The following is a 20,400-nucleotide window of genomic DNA, read 5'->3' as shown; positions in this document are numbered from 1 at the left end:
GGGTAAAACTTAGAACTCGTAGCCGACAGAAACTTTAAAGGTACGGGGTTCGCCCTGGAACAGGTAGGTTCCGGAATCGTCCACGCTTGACCAGTAATTTTCGTCAGTCACGTTGTCGATGCCCGCGCGAACGGTCATCTGATTCTGATTATGGTTGACCGCAAAGCGATAGCGCACGCCGAGATCCAGCGTGGTGTAGCTGTCCAGCTTTTTGCTGTTTGCCAGATCCGCATACTGTGAACCGGAGTGATTCACGCGCGCGGTTGCCGTCAGCCCGTCAACCGGTTTGATGTCATATTCCGCGCCCAGCACCGCATAGAAGTTCGGTACGCCGATGACGTTATTCCCCTGGTTGACGCCGTTATTGGTTTTGGTCATTTCAGCCTGCAGCCAGGTGGCGCTGGCGTTCAGACGCATCCCCAGCATCGGCTCGCCGAACACATTCAGCTCAACGCCACGGTTACGCTGCTCGGCGTCCAGACCATAATGTTTGGTCACGTCGTCGAGAATGGCCGATGGCATTTTGATTTCGAACAGAGCCAGCGAGCCGCCCACGCGTCCGAAGTCGGTTTTCACGCCCACTTCGTTCTGCTTAGAGTGAACAATGCCGGTGCTCTGACCGTAGTTGGTCGCGGTATCCGGCGCCGTTTTACCCGGCTGCAGCGCTTCGGTGTGGTTGGCATAGAACGAGAGTTGTTCCCACGGTTTATAGACCACGCCGTAAGTTGGCATCCAGCGGCTGCCGTCAAAACCATCGGCGTCATTTTCACCACCGGTGACTTTGTCATACCCGCGAATCACCACTTTTTGATGACGCGCGCCAGCGGTAAACAAGAGTTTGTCGTCGAGTACGCCAAGGGTATCGCTGAGCAGCCAGCCCTGCGTGCGGGTACGACCGCTGGTGAGCGGATCGCTATAGTTACCGCCAAGACCATTGAAGTTGCTGCTGTCAGGTTTTTCAACGCCGGTATTGTGATAGATGTTGGTGATCGGGTTATTCGCCGCCGACGACATCTTCCACGCGATTTTTTCGTTTTTGGTCATCGCCGAGTAGCCCACGTTAACTTTGTGCGAGACGAAACCGGTGTTGAAGTTACCGCGAATACCTGCCATCCCGCTCACGGAGTCGCTGATGCGGTTGGTATCCAGACGCGTCGCCGTGGCTTTGCCGCTCTTATCCATCAGCTTCGCGCCGCTGTACAGCCCCTCTTCGTGGGCGTGCTGTGCGCCCAGTCCGGTGTACGCCGTCCAGTTATCGGTGATGTCATACTCGCTGCGCCACATCCCGAATTCATTTTCGATATTGCTGTAGGCCCATTTCTGCGAGTAGTTACGATCGTTTTTCGGCGGAGTCGGAACGAAATCGACCCCGGAAACGTTGACGCCCGTTTCGCTGCCATGGAACGTTTTCTTCTGATATCCCATGTCCAGGGAAGTCCGGAAGTTGTCGCCTTTGTAATCCAGGCCGGTGGAGAGCAGCGTGGTGCGGCGGCGATCGTTGGCGACCGGCGCTTCGCCTTCGCGATGGACAAGGTTCACGCGCGCGCCGAACTGGTCGCTGTCACCGAAGCGACGGCCTGCATCGAGGGTGGTGCCGATCTGGGCATCCGAGGTGTAATCCACGCCAATTTTTGCCTGTGGCGTGTCGCCCGCGTGTTTTGGCTCAAGGTTGATCATCCCGCCGACGCCAGAACTGGCCGCGCCGTTCATCAGCGAGTTGGCCCCTTTGAAGATTTCGATGCGCTCGACCATCTGCGTATCCACCACCTGACGCGGCAGAACACCCGATAATCCGCCAAAGGTCATGTCGTCACCGTCGAATTTCAGGCCGCGAATGCGATAGCTTTCTGCGCTATTGCCGTAACCCTGCACAGACTGTACGCCCGCGTCGTTTGCCACGACATCTGCAATGGTCCGGGCCTGCTGATCTTCGACCAGTTTTGAGGTATAGCTGATGATGTTAAACGGGACGTCCATCGCGTTCTGCTGACCCAGCATGCCCATCCGGCCGCCGTTGGCGACCTGCCCGTCGAGAAAGGCCGGAACCAGTTGGTCGCCGCCCGCTTTAAAATCGCTGGCCGGGGCGGATTGCACCACGATGGTCTCTTCTTTCGAAGTGCCCGCCGCGAGAGAAGAATGCGATATCGCACCGATGGCCAGCGCCAGCAGCGTTTTATTCATTTTGGTGTTGTTCATGATTAACTCGTTCAAAATACGCGCAATATGGCCCGTTGCCGGGCCTGATTAGTTATAAGAGGTTTATTTCAGCGAGATTCGGACAACGCTGTCCGGTCCGTTCGTGGAGTGGTCTTTGTTGAACGCCTGTTTAACGGTGACGTACAACGTCTGACCATCGTCGGACAGCAGCAGGCTGTTCGGATTCGGTGGCAGATCCCAGCTGTGTTTGACCGCATAGGTCGTCGCATCCAGGCTCAGCAGTTTTCCGCTTTCGCGCTGGGTGATGTACAGCTCATTGCGTTTAGCGTTGAATTTCACCGCCAGCGAATCGCCCACATCAAGCTGTTTGATCACTTCGCCGGTGTGAATATCCAGTACCAGCGTGGTTTTAGCTTTGGAGTTGTCGGTCACGAACAGACGCCCCGTGGCTTTATCTTCCGCCAGATTGAGCAGCAGAGCCGGTTTTTCACCCAGTGGCTTCCAGCGTTTTTCAATGCGGTTGCTGCGCGGGTTGATGGTCAGGATTTCACCGCCGCCGTTAGCCACGTAAATGCGTTGAGTTTGCTCAGACCACAACAGCCCGGTCACCCACTGCCCTGCATTTTTGATGGTTTTTTTCAGCTTCAGGGTTTTCGCATCCACGACCCAGATAACCGCCGGATCGGCGACACCGCCGATATACAGCGTGTCGTTATGGAGCAACACCTGACGAGCACCGTACGGATACCCTTCTTTGTTACGCTCGGTAAACAGCAGACGATTTTTCACTTTGCCATCGGTGGTATCAATGGCGCTGATGCCACCGTCCAGCGAGTTGGTGGCATAAATGGTTTTGCCGTCAGGCGAGATCGCCAGTGCGAAGTTTTTCAGATCGGTGTGGCTACGCCCGATGGTTTTCAGCGTGGTCGGATCGAGCTTATAAATCACCCCACCCTGCACATCCTTAAAGCCTTCAGAACTGGCGACAAACAGAGCATCCCCTTTCGGATTGAGCACCATTTCGTATAAACCATCGGCCAGTTCACGTTTCACCACCCCGGTTTCTGCCGGCGCGGTCACCGTGGTTTGTGCTTCAGGCGCGGGAGCGGGTTTAGCAGCCTGCTGCGCAGTACAACCGGAAAGAGAGGCAGCAACGAGCAATGCCAGCGCGGACAATTTTTTGGTCATCAGGAAAATCCTTTACCGTTCAAAAAGATAATTCAGGCGGGAAACTGCGTCGCATGCTGCTGTGCGATTAGGGTTGTATGACGGGCTGTGAGGCCAGTGCAGAATCCACCGTTAACACTCAGTGTTCCGTGTGAGGTCTGCGCTCACTGTTTATGCGGGAATTGTCCGTCTGCGCCCACAAACACTAAAGAGAATGAGAACTATACTCATTATCTTTGTATGATCAAGTGTAAATATCGGCAACAGCTTAAAACGGTTCAGTGACAGAAAAAAATGTGGCCTGCACTTATCCTTTTGAACAATAAAATACAGGCGCGCCTCCATAACTGAAGATATAACTGGAGGGATTGGCGGGCGTTATCTTGACCCTTAGTCCGCGGCTACGTAAGTGATAAAAATCCGGGATCGTGCTTCTGAATGCCTCGTATTTTTTAGGTAATTCGTTTGTTTCATTTGCGACCATAATAACGCCTTTGGCATCTCTCCAGTAATCAAAGGCAATTTTATTACTCATCGAGACTGGCGGTTTTCCCGTCGGAATATATTCCCCTGTCGTCTCATAACTGCCGCTTCCGCCGTTAAATTGATAACTCAACATCACATCCAGCACATAATTATCATCGACAATCCGGGTATGCGCTTCACAGGAGAAGTGGTTACGCTGGTAATGAATATACCAGGCGTAAAGCAAGGGGATCATTATCGCTACGACAATTAGCGTCCAGCGCAGTAAAATTTTATTCTTCGTCATGATATTGCTGCCTGTAAACAATGGAATCACACTGCGCACCAGCGTCCTCGGGTTTTTGATCGCAAATAATGGCGGAACTCACCTGCTGCGCAAGATTGACCGTGATCCAGACCATTTCATCTGCTTTACACTGAATGGCGTAACGCCTTGAGAGATCCGCGAACATTTCGATGCTTTTATCTTTGTCATGCCATGAAGAATAGAGATCGCAGTTATTCACTTTACCAATATGCTGATAATCCGCCAGTGGAGAAGCTTCCTCTTTCTGTACGAAATAAAGCACCGCGCATGAAAGAATAAAGAGAATCCCGGCCAGTCCGTAAGCCAGCGGGGAGTGAAAAAATGAAGGTTTGTTTTCATCTTCAACGACAACAGTGGCAGCGGTTTCTGGCGCAGCAGATTCCTCCGGCAAAACAGAAACCGGGGAAGTCATCTGCGGCGCAAGGAACTCATCCAGCTCACCAACGTGAAGCCGAGCGACAGATTTAAACCCCTCCTTGGGAATGGTTTTGATGATATTTTCATCCAGCCCTGCGGATTTTAACGTTTTGCGAATAGTAGCAATCGTTTGATACAGCGCATTCGTGGAGACAACCACCCCGTTTTTTTCCCATACCGAAGCAAACAAAAACCGCTGAGAGAGTACCTGATTATTGTGCTCAAGTAGCTGAGAAAGGCATTCACTGACGGGTCCATGAAGCTTAACGGCTCTGCGCGGATAATCTACCCGCGGTCCGATCTGGCGCAGCTCTGGTTCAAAAAGCAACGTATCGTTGATGAGGAAGACTTTCTTTAAGGTGGTATCGCGAGTTGTCATAGAAAACCTGATTCAGATTTTAATTATTATATTTTAGTGAGTTAGTCGCATTCACAGTGGAAAAAAATGCCTTTTTCCTCCTGATGTCACCGCATCTTATTGAGTATAAATCATATAACTTCACTCCTCTTTTTGTCAGGAGATTCTTAAGCTTATTGTTACCGAGGTCATAGCAAGGATGATTTTTAGCCACACTCCATGACAATCAGCGGTTGATGCTGGATACAAAATAAAATTCGCCATTTTATGTTGAGCAACTGCTCGGTTATCAGTTACTGGCATACGTCTCCATAAAATGAAAGATTAGTAGATTTTAATACTAACAATACCGCTTATGTGATTTGAAACACTATACCCGCTGGCTGGCGTGATGGTTTTTCATAGTGCATAGGGATGCGTATTGGAAAGCGTTCATGGCAGCCATATAATCCACCTTACAAAAAGTACGGGTTATTAAATAATATTATTGTCGTGATGCATATCGGGGTTACTCCAGAGTAGGTATATAAGAGATGGGCTATCGTCTGTATGGATTTATGATCGGTGATGAAATTCACTTCGATATTTCTAATCGCAGGCTGTATCGGCTAACCGGCAGCCATACCGATAAAAGCGTGGCATTTGCATCAATATATTTTAATGAAACTATGTTAAGGCTTTTTCTGTATCTGCTGGAACATGGCCGTCAAAAAGTGATTACCAAAGAAGAGTTGTTTGAGAAAATTTGGGAAGATAATGATTTAAGTCCTTCCACACAGCGGCTGTGGCAAGTCCTGCATAATCTCACTAATAAACTTAATCTACTCGGTTTGCCCAGTGATTTTATCAGAAATATCAGAGGTCATGGTTACATCGTCAATTATCAAGATGTCATCCCGGTTTATTACAGAATGAGCGAGCTCCCGACTTATTCTGTTAAAAAAAAGGAGAGTTCAGATACCCTGAGTGAGTGATGTCAATTCAGCGGTTTTTGCCCTGCGCATTTAATGCAAAGGGCTTTTTTTTATGCTTCTTAATACTAAATCTTATCATTCAATTAATGTCAGAAAAAACAGCGAAACAGACTATTTATCGGCATTAGGCGACTCTGGGAAAAAATATGAGTGTAATGAACCGTTTTGCAAATTTAAAAGTCAGCAAGAAATTATTCTTCGCCTTTACCACTATTCTTATCATTACCCTGGCAATCCTGACATCAGGGCTGCTGGGGCTGATGAACATTCAGGAGCGCGTCGAAAAGAATGAGCGCACGACTGAACTTTTTAACGCTCTTTCAGCGGTACGTCTGGCTCGTTTGAACTACCAATCGTCCCTCGACCCTAAGTATCTGGATCAGACCAATACCGCCGCGCAAAACATGCAGGCCATCATTGCTCATCTGGAATCCTATTCATGGACGGCGGAAGGTAAAGCCACGGTTGATAACACCGATGCCGCGATCAAAAACTATCTGGTCTCCCTGACACCGTTTACCAAAGCCCTCGCCGAAAAGCAGGAGAGTGAGCGCAGACTCAGTACGCAGAATTTATGCGATAACTCAGAGATTGCCTCCAGACTCAGCCAAAGCAGCGCACTTCCTCCGCAGATGGCGCTGGTTGCGGCGCAATTGGCTTTTACCCTGAGCGATATTGATTCACAGGTTTCACTCTACAAACAGCACCCCTCTGCCGAATTAAAACACAGCATTCTGACACGCCTGGCATCGGGCAAAGTCGATTCAGAGCAGCTGTTACAGGTAGTCCCTGAAGAACACAAAAACTGGCTGAATATAGGCCTCAGGGATATGCAGGCGATTGCTGCGGAGCTGGATAATTACCGTGCCGTCTGGACGGCGCAAACCACACTGTCAGACACCTTGACCCGTCAGGCGGTGACATTGACCCAGACCATCCAGATCATGTTTGCCCGTCAGCAGCAAAAAGTTGTTGAGACCGTTGATGATGTTCGACTGCAGATGAGCATTGTGGCAGCGATGGGGATCGCCCTGGGGATTTTACTGGCGATGGGGATCACCGTGTCGATCACCCGCCCGCTAAATGAAACTTTGCGTGTCGCTGAACGCATTGCCAAAGGCGATCTGACCAGCACATTGCACAGCACCCGTACCGATGAGCCCGGTTTATTGATGCAGGCGGTTTCAACCATGAATGAAAACCTGAAAAACATCATCAATGACGTGCGTGATGGCGTGGAAAGTGTCGCCCGCTCCTCCACGGAAATTGCCGCGGGCAATCTGGATTTATCCTCGCGCACCGAGCAACAGTCTGCCGCGGTGGTCGAAACCGCCGCCAGCATGGAAGAGCTGACATCAACCGTGGCGCTGAATGCAGAAAATGCAAACCAGGCGCGTGATCTGGCGCAAGAGGCTTCGCAAAACGCGACTGAAGGGAGCCTGATCTCAAAGAAAGTGATCGAAACGATGAAAAATGTGCGCAGCAGTTCGCACCGCATCTCTGAGATCACGACCGTGATTAACAGCATTGCTTTCCAGACCAATATTCTGGCGCTCAATGCAGCGGTAGAGGCCGCTCGTGCAGGCGAACAGGGTAAAGGTTTTGCCGTAGTCGCGGCGGAAGTTCGCACGCTCGCCCAGCGTAGTGCGCAGTCGGCTAAAGAGATTGAAAACCTGATCAATGAATCAGCGATATACGTTGATAGCGGATTTAACCTGGTGGAAGGGGCTGGCGAAGCGATGTCTAAAATTGAGGCCTCGGTTACCCAGGTTCGCGACATCATGAGCGAAATCGCCGCTGCGACGGACGAACAAAGCCGTGGGATCGCGCAAATTGCTCAGGCGATGACCGAAATGGACACCACCACACAGCAGAATGCCGCACTGGTGGAAGAGTCTTCTGCCGCAGCCAGTTCGCTGGAAAATCAGGCGATACAGCTGGAAAAAGTCGTCTCAATCTTCCGTGTCCCGACGACGCCGCGACAGCGCCCTGAAAGCCGCCCGGCGATGAAAGCCAGCGTAGTGACGCTGACTTCCGCCAAAAAAGATCCCGCTCACGATCAGGATGACTGGGTTAAATTTTAACCCTGGCCCTCTGATTTAGCCCATCCTCGCCGGGTGATTCGTTTCAGGATGACCTGGCGAGAACGATAAAAGTATTTATGGCAAACATCCTTAACAAAAATCATGCTTCGGTCGCTGGCATGGGTTCGTTTTTAACCCGTTCTCTTTCACGGCTTAAAAAAACATATTCAAATACGCCAGTAAAAACCCTGCAAGCGGCCATAGAAAAGCGGCAGATTCGCCCCTTTTACCAGCCTTTTATTGATGGTGAAACGGGGAAAATTGCCGGTGTCGAGGTCCTCGCCAGATGGCGGCATCCGGCGTATGGCTACGTTTCACCTGACGTGTTCATTCCGCTGGCAGAAAAACACGATCTGATTATTCCGCTGACGCGTTCGCTTATCCGCCAGGTCATTACCGATCTGGAACATCAGATTCACCGTTTCCCGGTTGGGACCTATATTTGTATTAATATCAGTGCGCAAAACTGTCTCGATCCTCATTTTGAAATCGACACCTGCGAGCTGTTACAAAAATTCAATGCCAACCAAAGCCAGGTGGTGGTGGAGATCACCGAACGACACCCGCTGCATTTCACGCCACAGATAAGCGACTGGTTTGCGGCGCTCAGGCGCGCCAGCATTTCCGTGGCGCTGGATGACTTTGGCACGGGTTATTCCAATCTGTCCTACATTTCTGCGCTGAATCCGGAGTTTATTAAGATCGATAAAATGTTCGTTAGCCAGATTGGCGTCAGCGCCGATACGCGACTGGTTGACAGCGTGATTGCTCTGGCAAAAAACATGCGCATGAAAATCATCGCCGAAGGGGTGGAAACCCTGGCGCAGTGTGACTATCTGCGGGCAAAACAGATCGACTTTATGCAGGGCTTTTATTTTTGCAAACCCCTGCCGGTAGACGAGTTGATAAGCGTGGTGATGGCGCAGAGCATTGCCCCGCATGGTCTGCGAGGCAATCTGATTTAGAAGGTGTAGCGCATGCTAACCGAGACATTGCGCGGCTCGCCATACACCGCAGAATCGTCCAGATACGAATAGTATTCGCGATCGAACAGATTGCTAATGTTAGCCTGAACCGCCAGCTGTTTGGTCAGCTGATACTGCGCAAAGAGATCAACCAGCGGATAACTGCCCTGATAAAGTCGCTGGGTTTCGCCTTCTGGCCCTGTCACATCCTTGTAAACCCGGTTCTGCCAGTTTACGCCGCCCCCCACTGTCAGCTCCGGCATCACCGGCAAACGATAGCGGCTAAAGAGTTTCAGCTGGGTTTGCGGCGCGTAGCTATTGAAGCGTCCGTCCGTATCGCGGGCAACATAGCGTGTGGCGCTAAAGGTCAGCTGCAGATTATCGGTGACCGCCCCATTGACCTCGAACTCGGCGCCTTTACTCACCGCGCCTTTGGTCGCGCGATAGGCCTGCTCGCTGGAGCCGTTCACAAATTCTCCGCCGATCGCTTCTGCTGCGTTTTCCTGTTCAATACGGAACACGGCGACATTTGTCGTCAGGCGGCCATCCATCCAGTCGGCTTTCAGACCCGTTTCGTAGTTTTTGCCAGTGACAGGAGAGAGCCAGGCCCCGTCTTTGCTGCGCTTGGTTTGCGGCGCGAAAATCGACGTGTGGCTGGCGTAGCCAGACAGGCTTTCCGTAATGTCATACACCACACCGCCGTAAGGGGTGGTGTTGTATTTACGCATCTCCCCGCTGCTGCCGTTGGTGCTGTACTGGGTGTAGCGCGCCCCCAGGATCAGAGACAGCGGATCGGCAAGCGAGAGGCGCGCGGCGGTGTATGCCGATTTCTGGCGCACAATATCATCCGCATTTTGATACCAGTCGCTCCACACCGGTTCAGCCACGCTGCCATCCCAGTGATTGTTGAATATACCGACGCTGTCCATTGGACCATCTTTACTGAACGTGGCGTTATGCTGACGGCTGTAGCTTGCCCCAGCCATAAGCTGATGCTGCCGTCCGAGCAGTGCAAAAGGTCCGCTGGCGTAGGAGTCGAATGAATCCAGAGTACGTTTACCCCGATCCTGACTTCCCCACCCGCTTGCCCCTTCGCCGGTAGTGGCATCAGGATTGCCCATCACATAAAGCAAAGTGTCGTTAAACGTCTGCTCACCGTGAGTGCCATTGAGGCGAAACGACCAGCCGTTATCCCAGCTATGGGTCAGACTGGCGAAGACTTTTCTCGACTCGATGGTATAGCCCGTCCAGTCTGCCGACGTGTTGACGTGACGATCGTAATGCGTGCGGGACCCGTTACTGTACAGGGCAGGCAAGCCCCCCCAGGTTGGATTTGCGGTATTGGTTTGCTGGTAATCCCAGCCCAGAGAGAGAGTGGTGCTAGCCGTAAGATCGGCATCCATCACGCCATAGAGGAATTTTTTACGTTTACCATAGCGATCGAGCCAGCTGCCCTGATCCTGATACCCTGCAATGACACGCCCGCGCAGGCTGCCATCGCTATTAAGAGGGGCGGCCAGATCGGCAACATACCGTTGTTTATTCCAGCTGCCGTAGCTCGCACTGACGTTGCCGATAAATCCTTTGCTGTCGGCCCGTTTCCGCACCATGTTCACCGATGCTCCCGGATCGCCTGCGCCGGTCATCAAACCCGCCGCACCGCGAACCACTTCGATACGATCGTAGATAGCTGTGTCTGACGTCGCATCGCCAAAGTTCCAGGCATCGCCCATGGAGGTCGGAATATCGTCGTACGAGAAATTGGTTATCTCGAAGCCACGGGAAAAATAGTTCGACCGCTCGCTGTCAATTTGCTGCGATGAGACGCCGGTTGCGTTTGTCAGCACCTCATCAATATTTTGCAGATCCTGATCTTTCATCCGCTGCTGCGTGACAACGCTGACGGATTGCGGGACGTCACGCGGGGCCAGCAACATTTTTGTCCCTGCTCGCGTGGTTTTGACCGCATAGTCTTGTTGTTCATCGGCGGCGAGACTGTCTCCGCCGTAAACCACCATATCCTGTTCACTACTGCTTTCAGCCGCCAGCGCCGGGTGGATCACGGTACTGATACTGATTGCCAGAAGTGAAAAACGGAACGGTGTATTAAGTGCTAACGCGAGCCATTTCCCGCGTTTTCCCCTGCCATTGAAAGACATAGTGTTTCCCATCAGGAAGTGTTGTTATGCGTCTGTAGCGCTTTAAATGAGAATCGAAATCATAATTATTTAAACTAACATGCATAGATCAATTTGTCAGTTAAATGTAAGTAAATGTATATGAGTTTAAAAATTTGCTCGAATCCGTGCTGATTGGTTGCTGTCTCCCGGCCCCGTGGACTCAAGCGGCGTCAGCGAATTTCTGCAGGCAAAAAAACCCGCACGGATGGCGGGTTCATTGGGCACAACTGATGTTAAAACCATTGCGGCTACACTTTCTGCTCCAGCAGAAACTGATGCGCATAGGTAGCCTTTTAGTATCCCCTTCTCTTAGACTGCATCATGATGAAAAACACCGCACAGGACAAAATCACCCAACAGACAGCAATCGCTTCACAACTTGTAATTAATATATTTTTTGTTGCAGCAATATTTTATCTTTCCCTTTTGTATTTTTCGTTACTGTTAGTATCCATGCTTGAGACTCATTTGAATATGAATCCGGGTCCGGTGTTAATGTATAAAAATAATCTTTATTGCGAAAAATATACCCCTGAAATTTTGCAACTCACCTTCATTGAGCGTGCTACCGTTCATGATAGTCAGTACAGATCCGTTTTTCTTATTCAAGGAATGATATGTTATGCCATCGCAGGCAAAATCATTACCGACACAATTACCCTGGCTAAGTTCTATTTTATATGTCTCATTTTCAAACGTACTGGCGATATCATCCGTTGATGAAAAAAAAAGATTGGATAAAAACACAGAATCGATATAAACCATTTCATAACTTAGCATATCCATTATTATTAAAAACCTTCCATTCAGATTGCCGACGATTTACCAGACCTTGCATTATATGGCCTTGTAAAATCCCACTGATGATTTTATTAATCCACTCATTTCTGTCTCCCTCATCATTCCATTGTTTAACGTCGACACAGGTAACATTGCCCAGACTCATTACTTAAAAACAAATTACGCTCACATTATTTTTCTGAGTATGATTTAAAGTAAATTACCATTAACCACCATTCATGTTATGAATACAGTTTGTTGATTGAATTCATCTAAGGATAAAAATCACTCGCAGGAATTTCTGCATCTGTAATAACGGGAAATAATGAGAATACGACTGCGTCAAAATAAACGTTCACACGCAAAAGCACCGGGCCTTTTCAGGCTCCGGTGCTTAGATTACGACGTATGAATGACGATATTCATGGCCGTTTCATTTCAGGCAAACAACCTTAAAATGCGTAACGGACTTTAAGGCTGACGCTCTGGCTGGTGAATCGGGTTCGCTGTCCGGCATCGTATTGTACTGTGCCATCCAGTACGTCGCTGAATTTCGCCGTGACTCCGACTCCAGTCATCGCAATCCATGGGCTTTCGCTCATTCCCTGATAAGTGAATGGCGTGTCCGCGCTGCCGATGAAAGCGACTTTCGATTCTGAGCGATCGTTCATCGTGTCATAGCCTGCCCCCAGGTATCCGTGCACACTGACAATATCGGAGAGCTTCACGCCTGCCTTCACTTTGCTGGACACCACAAAGGCTTCCGTTGTCGAGCCATCCACTTTCAGACCTAAATCCTCTGCGCCACTTTCCTGATATCCCTTATCTTTGACGCGGTAGTAGTCCGTGCGCAGTTCCGGCGTGAGGGTTATGTCGTCCGACGGATGGAATTGACTCTGCAAACCCAGTCCTGCCTGCAGGGTGTGGCTATCATAGTCAGAGCGGGCCACACCGCGGTAGGCGCTGCTTCCGTCGGCGGGATTCTCAATGTTGAGGTATCTGTTACCCTTGGTGGTGTTGCGACCAAAGCCAGTCTGCCATGTCATTCCGGTATCCGGAGTGAAGTCATAACCCCCATAGGCCAGCACGTTCCAGCTTTCGAGCTGCGCATCATGGCGGATATCAGAGGAGGTATCGTTGACATCCGTCCGGCTCATTCCCAGCGCCAGGCCAAGACGAGCCTGGTCATAGACAAGGGCATCAGCACCGATGGCTATCCCGCGCGTATCGGCGTTATACCCGGTGTAATCCCCACGGCTTGACTGATTATCCCAACGACCGACCGGACGGATCCAAAGATATTTTTCAGGATTAAACTCATCGGTGAATCCCTGCCCGCGCATCGACTCCTGACGATTGCCCACGATATCGCCAAACGCACGAAGGTTGTTCATCTCGATATAGGTCATGCTTCCATCCATCAATGGCGCCAGCTGAACAACGTTTTTGTGCACCTGGGCTGCATTAAAGGATGACGTAATTGCGCATACGGTACCTGCCAGCGCGCCCGAACAGTCAGTACTCTGGGTCGGTGTGGTATTTCCGCCGGGTGGATTGGTTGCGGTATTTTTATCAATGATGGAATCGAGTGCCTTACCGACCCCCGCCAGCGAGTTATTTTTGGATATCTCTTTAACGGCATTGGTGACGGTGGTTAATTTCGTCTCGACAATTTTCAACGAATAACGGGAATCCGTCTGCTCCTGAACGAACTGATAGCGCAGTGAATCATCGAGAACAGCTGAAGGTGTACCCGTGATGCTGCCCGCAGTGACGACATCCGTCAGTTTATCCCCGTCAGCAAAACTGGTGCTGCCCCGGGTAATAACCAGCGTTCGTCCATTGAGCGCAGCGTTTCCGGCAACCTGAAGTTGCCCGTAACTGCTGGTACTGTCGGCCTGGAGTGCCAGTACACCTGCATTGCTCTGACTGTAGTTTTTGACTGTGGATGGCTGGCTGGTGCTGAGTAACTCAACTATACCGCTGTTGCTCATGTTGCTGCCCGGAGCATTCACCCGGCCAATAATAATGCCTTCATTGTTGATGCCGTTGGTGATGTCGATATTATTCTCTGCCCGAATCGCATCCCCTTCGACGGAGCCGATAATCCCCCGGTTTAAAAACAGGTTGGTGTTACCGTTGTCGGCAAAAAGAACACCCGCGCCCGTACCGCCACCAATAATAAATCCGGTGTTGATAATGCTGTCCGCCTGCGCATCGCCCGTGAGCGCTATACCAGCAATACCACCGTCAATAATTCCGGCGTTAGTCAGACTGGTGCCCGTCGAATTACTGGTCAGCTGAACACCGTAGCCATTTTCAGCATAAATCACGCCGCCAGACTGGTTTGCAATGCTGTAGCCAGAAGCGTAATTGCCGACTCTGATCCCACTTCCCCCCGTGCCGGAAGCAGTAATCTGGGACTGGTTGATCAAACTGTTGTTACGGCTGTTAGACGCCTCAATGCCGTTGGAGTCCGCGCCGCTGACATTAATCGTGCCTGCATTCGTTATCGTGTGGCCGCGGCTACCAGCAAGGATATTAATGCCATGGCTTCCAGCTCCAGAGGTCACAAGCTGCCCGTTATTGATGACGGTGCTGTCGAATAATTCATTCAGCTCGATGGCATTTGAGCCATTGCCTGACGTGGCTATCACACCATTGTTGGTCAGGATCTGTTTGTCCGCGCCCCTGGCGCGAATACCGTCACCGCCATCGCCTGTGGTTGAGATAGTGCCGCTGTTGGTCAACAAACCGCTTCTGACCAGAAAATCAATGGCCGGGCTGTTATTCGCCGCATTGGTAAACTGGCTGTTCTTCTCTATTTGAAGTTTTAGCCCTTCGGGACCATCAAAAGACTGCGGCGTTGATATCGCGTTATCACAACTCACCGTTGTCGGGCCTGTTGCGGTACAAACGGCTAATGCTGCTGGGCTGAGCAGTAAACTGACGCTCCCCGCCACCCCGCCCAGCAACACTTGTTTCATCTTATTCATTGGAACGCTCCGGTATCTATCATCATCAAAAGCAAAGCTAACTATAGTTAGATTTAAAAATAATCAAGATTGCTAACAAAATGTTACTAACACAAACCATCGGCAGGAATGATTAAATTTACAAAACTTTCCTGTTGGCGGGTGCAGGGCTATTGATGGGTAAATGTGATGGGGGAGAAGGTTTGCCCGCAAAATTTATGGTGTTGCGGTATTGCGATTTTCAGAAATGAGAGGGATGTTTATGACCAAAATGATGGCAAAGCCCAACAGTACGTCCACTGTTATTTCAAAATGCATCGTAAAACATCCACTGATGAGCCGACCTAAACTGGACAGTCTGACGCGGAAGCGCTTAATCCTTCTGGCGTTTATTGCGAGCCATAAATAGTTTGTAATCAGGATGAGCCTTAATATGTCCATGCTCAGGTTGTTTTGCATGACAAGCAATACAAAGCACTGCCAGATTTACGCTTCTATTGTCATTTTTCAGGCCATTACGATGATGGACATGAAGGAATCGGGATTCGTCCTTTGTGAAGGACTCTTCGCAGGATTCACATCGGTGTCCGCGTTGTTGCCTAATATCCTTCGATAATTTTGCCCAGTTTTGTGAGTAGTCATTGAGCGGCGCTGTACCCGATGTATATTTGGGTTTCATCCCGATGAGGTCTCGGGGGTATTCTCTAAAAAATTCAGGTAGTGAAAAATTGTCAACTCGATTTTGTCGTTCCGACCTTGACATCCCAAAGATGCTAAAACCCTTCCAGTGGATCCTGTCGAGACAGTTTTGGCACACATTCAATCTTACATTTCGGGATGTTATATCTCGGTCAACTAAATTAACTTTAAATTCACCGGTGTTTGTTTGTGCAACAACGTACCGGTCAAATCGTGAATTTTTCTTCATCTTCTCAAGCGTCTGACAATACGCCAGATGATATCTGGGCATCCTCATTTCTCCAGCAATTGAAGTGATATCCCGAATATGGAGCAGTCCTCGATAACCACGGTACAGTAATGTTCCATCGTCATGAACGCTAATTTCATCGAGATCAATTTCGACACCACCAGTATTCAATTGTTCAACAATGGATATTTCAGAATATACCGGAACCAGTACAAAGTTATCCGTCAGCGGGGCGCCCATCTTCTGTCGCAAAGTATCCAGTGACGACCAGCGTAAAAAATTAGGTAACTTAAAACTCATTTTTTGGTTAATTTCCCTGCAATAAGATCCATCTTCTCGCTGGCGTTAGTGACGATACGAAACTCTACACGCTGGTTTGCCGCCTGCGATACTTCATGCGAAAGGGGATGGGAAGAAGAAAGCCCATTTGCAGTAACGTGCTGCACAAGCCATTTGTCGTCATCCTGTACCTTTGGTAACGACATCAGGTATTCGAGAGTGCTACGAGTCCGGGCCTGTGAGAGTTCCATATTTCTGAAATAAGCCACCTTTTCATTTTCAGCCCCGCTCCAGAAAGCGCTGGTGTGTCCTTCAATTCGGATTTCTTTTACAGCGGTACGATATTTATCTGAAGTCAGCAGAGCTATATAGCGGGGGAAAAACTCTCCAAGCACCTGCCTGAAACGGGGGCGCAATTCTGATGAGCCCGTTGCAAAAAGTACTGAAGGATCATTAAAACGGATCGTCATGTCGCCCAGAATCTCTGCATTCCATTGTTTTAGATCTTTCGCAAATTCCTTTTGCAATGCCAGTTGCATATCACGTTTTGTTACCTCGTATTCTTTTACAACCAGCGTTGTCGTCTGCTCAACACGCAGCATAAATGCGGCAGTGAGTAACATAAAAACCATCATTAAGCCCGTCATGAGATCGGCAAGCGGTATCCAATAAGATTGATTGCTCTGTTCTAAATTCATATTCTTCTCACATCGCGGAAGCGATTCGCACAACTTCTCTCAGGCGTTCAGTCAAAGGGGTGTAGTCAGCAACAAATTTTTCGGAAAGTGATGCAAGCTGTCGTCCCAGGGTTTCGAGGCTCTTTGTCAGTTCCTCCTGCAGCCCCGTATCCAGAGCGACAACACTCTGATGGATCTTGTCCATCGACTGTGTCAAACCTGCACTGACTTCCGATTGTGACTTGCTGAGTGCCTCGGTCAGAGACTGCTTCATTTCTGAGGAGAAAGATTGTGCCTGTGAACCAAAATCTCTAACAATATCAATCACATTATCCTGAAGTTTTGCGACGCCGTGCGTCATAGATGCAGTCATTTCGTCAATTTTGCGCGAGAACTGAGGTGTGACCTCTTTCATTTGCGACAACACTTCGCTCATGGATCGCTGAGAGTGATCTATTTCCCGATGCTGCTGCGCCAACCCCTTTAGAGTATCTTCCAGCGCTTCGGCTGTCTGGGCAAAACTGGATGCTTGACCGATAAACGACGCGAGTCCCAGGGAAGCGTCTCTGAGATCGTCAGCAGAAGATTTTTGCAGAATCTGCAATGTATCGAGTTCATCCTTGTACTGTTGCTGCCAGATGACTAGTTTTTCAACACTTGCATTCAGTTGCTTAAAATTATCGCCAAACTGCTCATTAATCTGCGTATTAAAATCGTTGATAACTTCTTTCAGGGCTTCAATGAGAGCTTTGGAGCCGTCCTCGGCCATTTTTTGAGAGAACGTATCAAAGGCGCTGCGCAAGGTACGCAATTCATCGACTTGCTCCTGACGCATTAACTTGAGCTGTGTCAGAAGGCTACTATCTTCGCTACCTGCGAGACTCTGCTGAAGCGCCTGCGTGGCAGCAACAACGTCATCCAACGTCGCAGCCTTGGGTGTACCGACACTCTGAGGAATGGGTTTTTTCTGGAAATAGTGCCTTACTCTAATAATCAGGGAACCGAAAACACCACTCAACGAAGCGAGGAACGCTGTCTTCACTCCTTCGAGCAAGTGAGGTACGCTTTCTGCAACGTTGGTAGAATCAAAATGTAGTAGCGAAGTAGCAATCCCTGTGAAGCATCCAAGTATACCAACTGTTGTGAGTATTTCCGGGCCATGAACAGTAGCGAACCTGTCGAAACGAATGAATGTGAAAAATATCGTCAGAGCCAGATTAACTAATACAAAACCGTTAGTGACAGGATCAGATGTTATGGTACTCAGCGTATTAGCCACGGCGGCATATGACACGCAGGGCATGAATAGCAGTGGAAGCAAAAGTTTTGTTTTCATGGTTATCAAAAGCTGCGGGTTATTAGATCGTTAACTTGAGTGTAAGTGCCTGACTTTACGTACAGGCGGTAAAATGCAGCTCATGATACTCCATGTTTTTCGTAGGGTTTATGTTATCGTGTAATTTAACAGGATAATAAGTAGAGTCTGAGAGAGTCTAGACGCACTAAAATCAGCCAACCTGCTGAATTTCAGGCATAAAAAAAGACGTCGATGACGTCTGTTTACTTCAAAATGGTACGCCCTGTAGGATTCGAACCTACGACCTACGGCTTAGAAGGCCGTTGCTCTATCCAACTGAGCTAAGGGCGCACTGAGAAGAGTGCACTTGCGGTGTGAAACGCCTGGAATTATACGGTCAATGGCAAGTGAGTCAATGCCTTTTAGTGTAATCGCCTGGGTTCTGGTCTTAGCCCCCTTCTTCTCCGGCTAATACGCTTGTTTTTTCAACATTTCCGCAGTTTCTTTCCCTGGCAGTCACTACGAAAAGGCTTAGTTCACTTTACGTAACGCCTGATAGTTTCTCCTTCATTTCACTATCACACTAGCCTGTAGCATCCCGGCGCCAGGAGCCCGGAAGACACAGGATTGTGCAGTGAAGAACACTTCAGCTTCGCCTTTTACTTCTGAGTTAACAGAAAGCGACATAGCCCGTTTACAAAACGTATCGCGTGAAATCGTCGGCGTTAAACTCGAACCCATTGTTGCGCTCTCTTCATCCTCCATCATCGGCATGGAGTTACTGAGCCTGCTCGACTGCCCTGCTCAAAGTGAGGCTTTTTTTCACCATCAGCCAGCAAACCAGTCCGTTAGATTACTGGAGGCGCAGTTCGCGGCCTTAAAAAATACGCCCTGGCGTAAAAACCTTTTCATCAATCTGTCGATAAATATGTTAAGTGAAACTGAACCCTTTACCCGATTTCTGCCGTTGATAACCCCGGGGCAGAATATCGAGATAGTCGACCCCGGTTCTTTCTTTTTGTTACCTGCGCGCTTACGCGAACGCGTAACCCAGCACCTGTGGGAATTATCAGATCGCGGATGTTGTCTCTGGCTGGATGACGTAGATAAAACGTTGATCAACCAGTTTTTACCCTGCCGTTTACCTTTGAGCGGCGTCAAAATCGATAAAATGGCGTTCTGGCGGAAAAGAGCGACGCCCGCACTGGCGCAGTTAGTCAGCCAGTGCGAACAGGTGGCTGACAATGTTCTGATAGAGGGTATTGAGTCACACAGAGATCGAGAATACGCGCTGCAGGCAGGAGCGGGATTCGGTCAGGGATTTTACTGGCCGTCCATAGGCTGGGCTAAAGGCAGAAGGATTAGCGCCTGAGAGAGATGCTATGCGCATGACAGTACGCCGTTATCGGCGTCGTCGAAAAGGAAGCGATTCCCTGGGATTCTCATTTTCACATTGCGGTGCCCCTTTTTTTGATCGCCTTGTCTACCTGAGTCAGTCCATTAACCAGCCACGTAAAACCGACACTCCTTTCATTATTCTCGTCACCCGAGACAAATTTCTGCACGCCGGGATTCAGCACAGCCCGGCACCAGTGAGTCATTGCTGTGTATTCGATACCCTTGAGTCAGCATTCAGCGCGCTGGAAAATTGGCCTTCGGCCAGGCTGGTTGTCGATATTGAAAGCAGAGCCACTCCGCTGACGGACCTGCTCAACGCGCTACGACGGTGGGTGCTCTACCCCCCTTTTTTGGCGGTGAGCCTGTTGATTCGCGCCGATGACTACGACACGCGGCTGTTTTGTAAGACGACCGGTCCCTTCGAGGTCGTTGAACGCCAGATTAGCGCAGACACTCTGCATAAGGCGTTAATCCGCCCGGATACGGCTGGCGTGACTCAGCATGATTATTTTTCCCGGGATGAGTGGACCGTTCTGCAATATTTATCGCAGGGAGAGTCATTGCGCAGCATAGCGGCGTTATGCCAGCGCCCTTATAGCCGCATTATCTACCGCCTTGGACGGATCCTGAGTAAACTCGGATTAAGTCATCGCCAGGAATTACTTCATTTGCTCAATCGCCTGTCGGATCCCCACGCTATAACTTATTAATTCCTAAAGAACTTTAGGAAATTACTTAAGGATATTATTAAAATTCTGTTTCAATTTAACATTTCATTAAAGATTAAAACTATTCCCAATCTGCCCATTCTCACCACGTTAATCTCTGGATATGTTCCTGTAACCAGAATTTTCCTCCAGACGTTAAGTTTTTCTGCGTTCTATTAACGAGATGCTAATGATGTAAAAATGAGTGTATTCAGTGGTTCACTTAAAATTGTCGCGCTCGCGGACAGGAGATCCTGCTACTGC

General features: G+C 49.5%; 15 protein-coding genes and 1 tRNA gene. 6 read left to right on the top strand and 10 right to left on the bottom strand.

The features are described from left to right. Positions 1 to 9: 9 nt before the first annotated feature. From SOM82_RS05470 to SOM82_RS05455, 4 genes are all read right to left on the bottom strand, one after another. Positions 10 to 2,196: a TonB-dependent receptor gene (locus SOM82_RS05470; protein WP_320460108.1), complete on the bottom strand. Its 2,187-nt coding sequence runs from the start codon at positions 2,194 to 2,196 to the stop codon at positions 10 to 12. Positions 2,197 to 2,259: 63 nt separating this feature from the next. Further along, positions 2,260 to 3,345, bottom strand: a complete 1,086-nt coding sequence (locus tag SOM82_RS05465) for a YncE family protein (RefSeq protein ID WP_320460109.1) — start codon at positions 3,343 to 3,345, stop codon at positions 2,260 to 2,262. Between the two features lie 286 nt (positions 3,346 to 3,631). Further along, the gene (locus SOM82_RS05460; RefSeq protein WP_154126571.1) at positions 3,632 to 4,096 is read right to left on the bottom strand and encodes a YqeJ family protein; all 465 of its coding nucleotides are present in this window, start codon (positions 4,094 to 4,096) and stop codon (positions 3,632 to 3,634) included. Beyond that, positions 4,083 to 4,913 (bottom strand): winged helix-turn-helix domain-containing protein, encoded by an 831-nt coding sequence (locus tag SOM82_RS05455; protein WP_320460110.1) that lies wholly within the window; start codon positions 4,911 to 4,913, stop codon positions 4,083 to 4,085. The genes SOM82_RS05460 and SOM82_RS05455 overlap by 14 nt, the downstream gene beginning before the upstream one ends. Positions 4,914 to 5,425: 512 nt before the next feature. On the opposite strand from SOM82_RS05455, the gene SOM82_RS05450 reads away from it, so the two are divergent. The 3 genes from SOM82_RS05450 to SOM82_RS05440 all read left to right on the top strand — a co-directional run bounded on the left by SOM82_RS05450 (position 5,426) and on the right by SOM82_RS05440 (position 8,915). Further along, positions 5,426 to 5,866: a winged helix-turn-helix domain-containing protein gene (locus SOM82_RS05450; protein WP_154126569.1), complete on the top strand. Its 441-nt coding sequence runs from the start codon at positions 5,426 to 5,428 to the stop codon at positions 5,864 to 5,866. Between the two features lie 146 nt (positions 5,867 to 6,012). Next, the gene (locus tag SOM82_RS05445; RefSeq protein ID WP_320460111.1) at positions 6,013 to 7,950 is read left to right on the top strand and encodes a methyl-accepting chemotaxis protein; all 1,938 of its coding nucleotides are present in this window, start codon (positions 6,013 to 6,015) and stop codon (positions 7,948 to 7,950) included. Between the two features lie 77 nt (positions 7,951 to 8,027). Next, positions 8,028 to 8,915 (top strand): EAL domain-containing protein, encoded by an 888-nt coding sequence (locus tag SOM82_RS05440; RefSeq protein ID WP_320460112.1) that lies wholly within the window; start codon positions 8,028 to 8,030, stop codon positions 8,913 to 8,915. On the opposite strand, the gene fhuE is transcribed toward SOM82_RS05440, so the two are convergent. After that, positions 8,912 to 11,074 (bottom strand): ferric-rhodotorulic acid/ferric-coprogen receptor FhuE, encoded by a 2,163-nt coding sequence (gene fhuE, locus SOM82_RS05435; RefSeq protein WP_320460113.1) that lies wholly within the window; start codon positions 11,072 to 11,074, stop codon positions 8,912 to 8,914. The genes SOM82_RS05440 and fhuE overlap by 4 nt on opposite strands. Before the next feature lie 342 nt (positions 11,075 to 11,416). Here fhuE and SOM82_RS05430 point away from each other — a divergent pair, with 342 nt between their 5' ends. After that, complete coding sequence (locus tag SOM82_RS05430) at positions 11,417 to 11,815, top strand: hypothetical protein (RefSeq protein WP_320460114.1); 399 nt, start codon at positions 11,417 to 11,419, stop codon at positions 11,813 to 11,815. Between the two features lie 512 nt (positions 11,816 to 12,327). On the opposite strand, the gene SOM82_RS05425 is transcribed toward SOM82_RS05430, so the two are convergent. The 5 genes from SOM82_RS05425 to SOM82_RS05405 form a co-directional block, all read right to left on the bottom strand. Continuing rightward, complete coding sequence (locus SOM82_RS05425) at positions 12,328 to 14,871, bottom strand: autotransporter outer membrane beta-barrel domain-containing protein (RefSeq protein ID WP_320460115.1); 2,544 nt, start codon at positions 14,869 to 14,871, stop codon at positions 12,328 to 12,330. Positions 14,872 to 15,223: 352 nt separating this feature from the next. After that, the gene (locus SOM82_RS05420; protein ID WP_320460116.1) at positions 15,224 to 16,078 is read right to left on the bottom strand and encodes an HNH endonuclease; all 855 of its coding nucleotides are present in this window, start codon (positions 16,076 to 16,078) and stop codon (positions 15,224 to 15,226) included. Beyond that, positions 16,075 to 16,755 carry an OmpA/MotB family protein gene (locus SOM82_RS05415; RefSeq protein ID WP_320460117.1) on the bottom strand — a complete coding sequence of 227 codons (681 nt, stop codon included), beginning with the start codon at positions 16,753 to 16,755 and terminating at the stop codon, positions 16,075 to 16,077. Before SOM82_RS05415 ends, SOM82_RS05420 begins: the two co-directional genes overlap by 4 nt. Before the next feature lie 7 nt (positions 16,756 to 16,762). Further along, positions 16,763 to 18,070, bottom strand: coding sequence for an Mce/MlaD family protein (locus tag SOM82_RS05410; RefSeq protein ID WP_320460118.1), 1,308 nt, complete (start codon positions 18,068 to 18,070; stop codon positions 16,763 to 16,765). A gap of 235 nt (positions 18,071 to 18,305) precedes the next feature. Then, positions 18,306 to 18,382 (bottom strand) — tRNA-Arg (locus SOM82_RS05405). Between the two features lie 283 nt (positions 18,383 to 18,665). Between SOM82_RS05405 and SOM82_RS05400 the strand changes: the two genes are divergently transcribed. Together SOM82_RS05400 and SOM82_RS05395 are read left to right on the top strand one after the other, a co-directional pair. Next, a complete protein-coding gene (locus SOM82_RS05400; protein WP_320460119.1) occupies positions 18,666 to 19,403 on the top strand; it encodes an EAL domain-containing protein in 738 nt (245 codons plus the stop codon). 10 nt (positions 19,404 to 19,413) lie between these two features. Then, on the top strand, positions 19,414 to 20,139 hold the full coding sequence (locus SOM82_RS05395) for a helix-turn-helix transcriptional regulator (RefSeq protein WP_320460120.1): 726 nt from the start codon (positions 19,414 to 19,416) through the stop codon (positions 20,137 to 20,139). Positions 20,140 to 20,400: the final 261 nt, after the last annotated feature.

The organism is Lelliottia sp. CFBP8978, from assembly GCF_034046055.2.
In the GTDB taxonomy this organism is placed as follows: Bacteria; Pseudomonadota; Gammaproteobacteria; order Enterobacterales; family Enterobacteriaceae; genus Enterobacter.
Note: the sequence above shows the minus strand (reverse complement) of the source record. Positions and strands in the feature narration are given on the sequence as shown.

Coding starts and splice junctions, on each gene's coding strand:
- SOM82_RS05430 (WP_320460114.1), top strand. CDS start 11,417: ATGATGAAAAACACCGCACAGGACAAAATCACCCAACAGACAGCAATC.
- SOM82_RS05470 (WP_320460108.1), bottom strand. CDS start 2,196: ATGAACAACACCAAAATGAATAAAACGCTGCTGGCGCTGGCCATCGGT.
- fhuE (WP_320460113.1), bottom strand. CDS start 11,074: ATGTCTTTCAATGGCAGGGGAAAACGCGGGAAATGGCTCGCGTTAGCA.
- SOM82_RS05420 (WP_320460116.1), bottom strand. CDS start 16,078: ATGAGTTTTAAGTTACCTAATTTTTTACGCTGGTCGTCACTGGATACT.
- SOM82_RS05410 (WP_320460118.1), bottom strand. CDS start 18,070: ATGAAAACAAAACTTTTGCTTCCACTGCTATTCATGCCCTGCGTGTCA.
- SOM82_RS05425 (WP_320460115.1), bottom strand. CDS start 14,871: ATGAATAAGATGAAACAAGTGTTGCTGGGCGGGGTGGCGGGGAGCGTC.
- SOM82_RS05450 (WP_154126569.1), top strand. CDS start 5,426: ATGGGCTATCGTCTGTATGGATTTATGATCGGTGATGAAATTCACTTC.
- SOM82_RS05415 (WP_320460117.1), bottom strand. CDS start 16,755: ATGAATTTAGAACAGAGCAATCAATCTTATTGGATACCGCTTGCCGAT.
- SOM82_RS05460 (WP_154126571.1), bottom strand. CDS start 4,096: ATGACGAAGAATAAAATTTTACTGCGCTGGACGCTAATTGTCGTAGCG.
- SOM82_RS05465 (WP_320460109.1), bottom strand. CDS start 3,345: ATGACCAAAAAATTGTCCGCGCTGGCATTGCTCGTTGCTGCCTCTCTT.
- SOM82_RS05395 (WP_320460120.1), top strand. CDS start 19,414: ATGCGCATGACAGTACGCCGTTATCGGCGTCGTCGAAAAGGAAGCGAT.
- SOM82_RS05445 (WP_320460111.1), top strand. CDS start 6,013: ATGAGTGTAATGAACCGTTTTGCAAATTTAAAAGTCAGCAAGAAATTA.
- SOM82_RS05455 (WP_320460110.1), bottom strand. CDS start 4,913: ATGACAACTCGCGATACCACCTTAAAGAAAGTCTTCCTCATCAACGAT.
- SOM82_RS05440 (WP_320460112.1), top strand. CDS start 8,028: ATGGCAAACATCCTTAACAAAAATCATGCTTCGGTCGCTGGCATGGGT.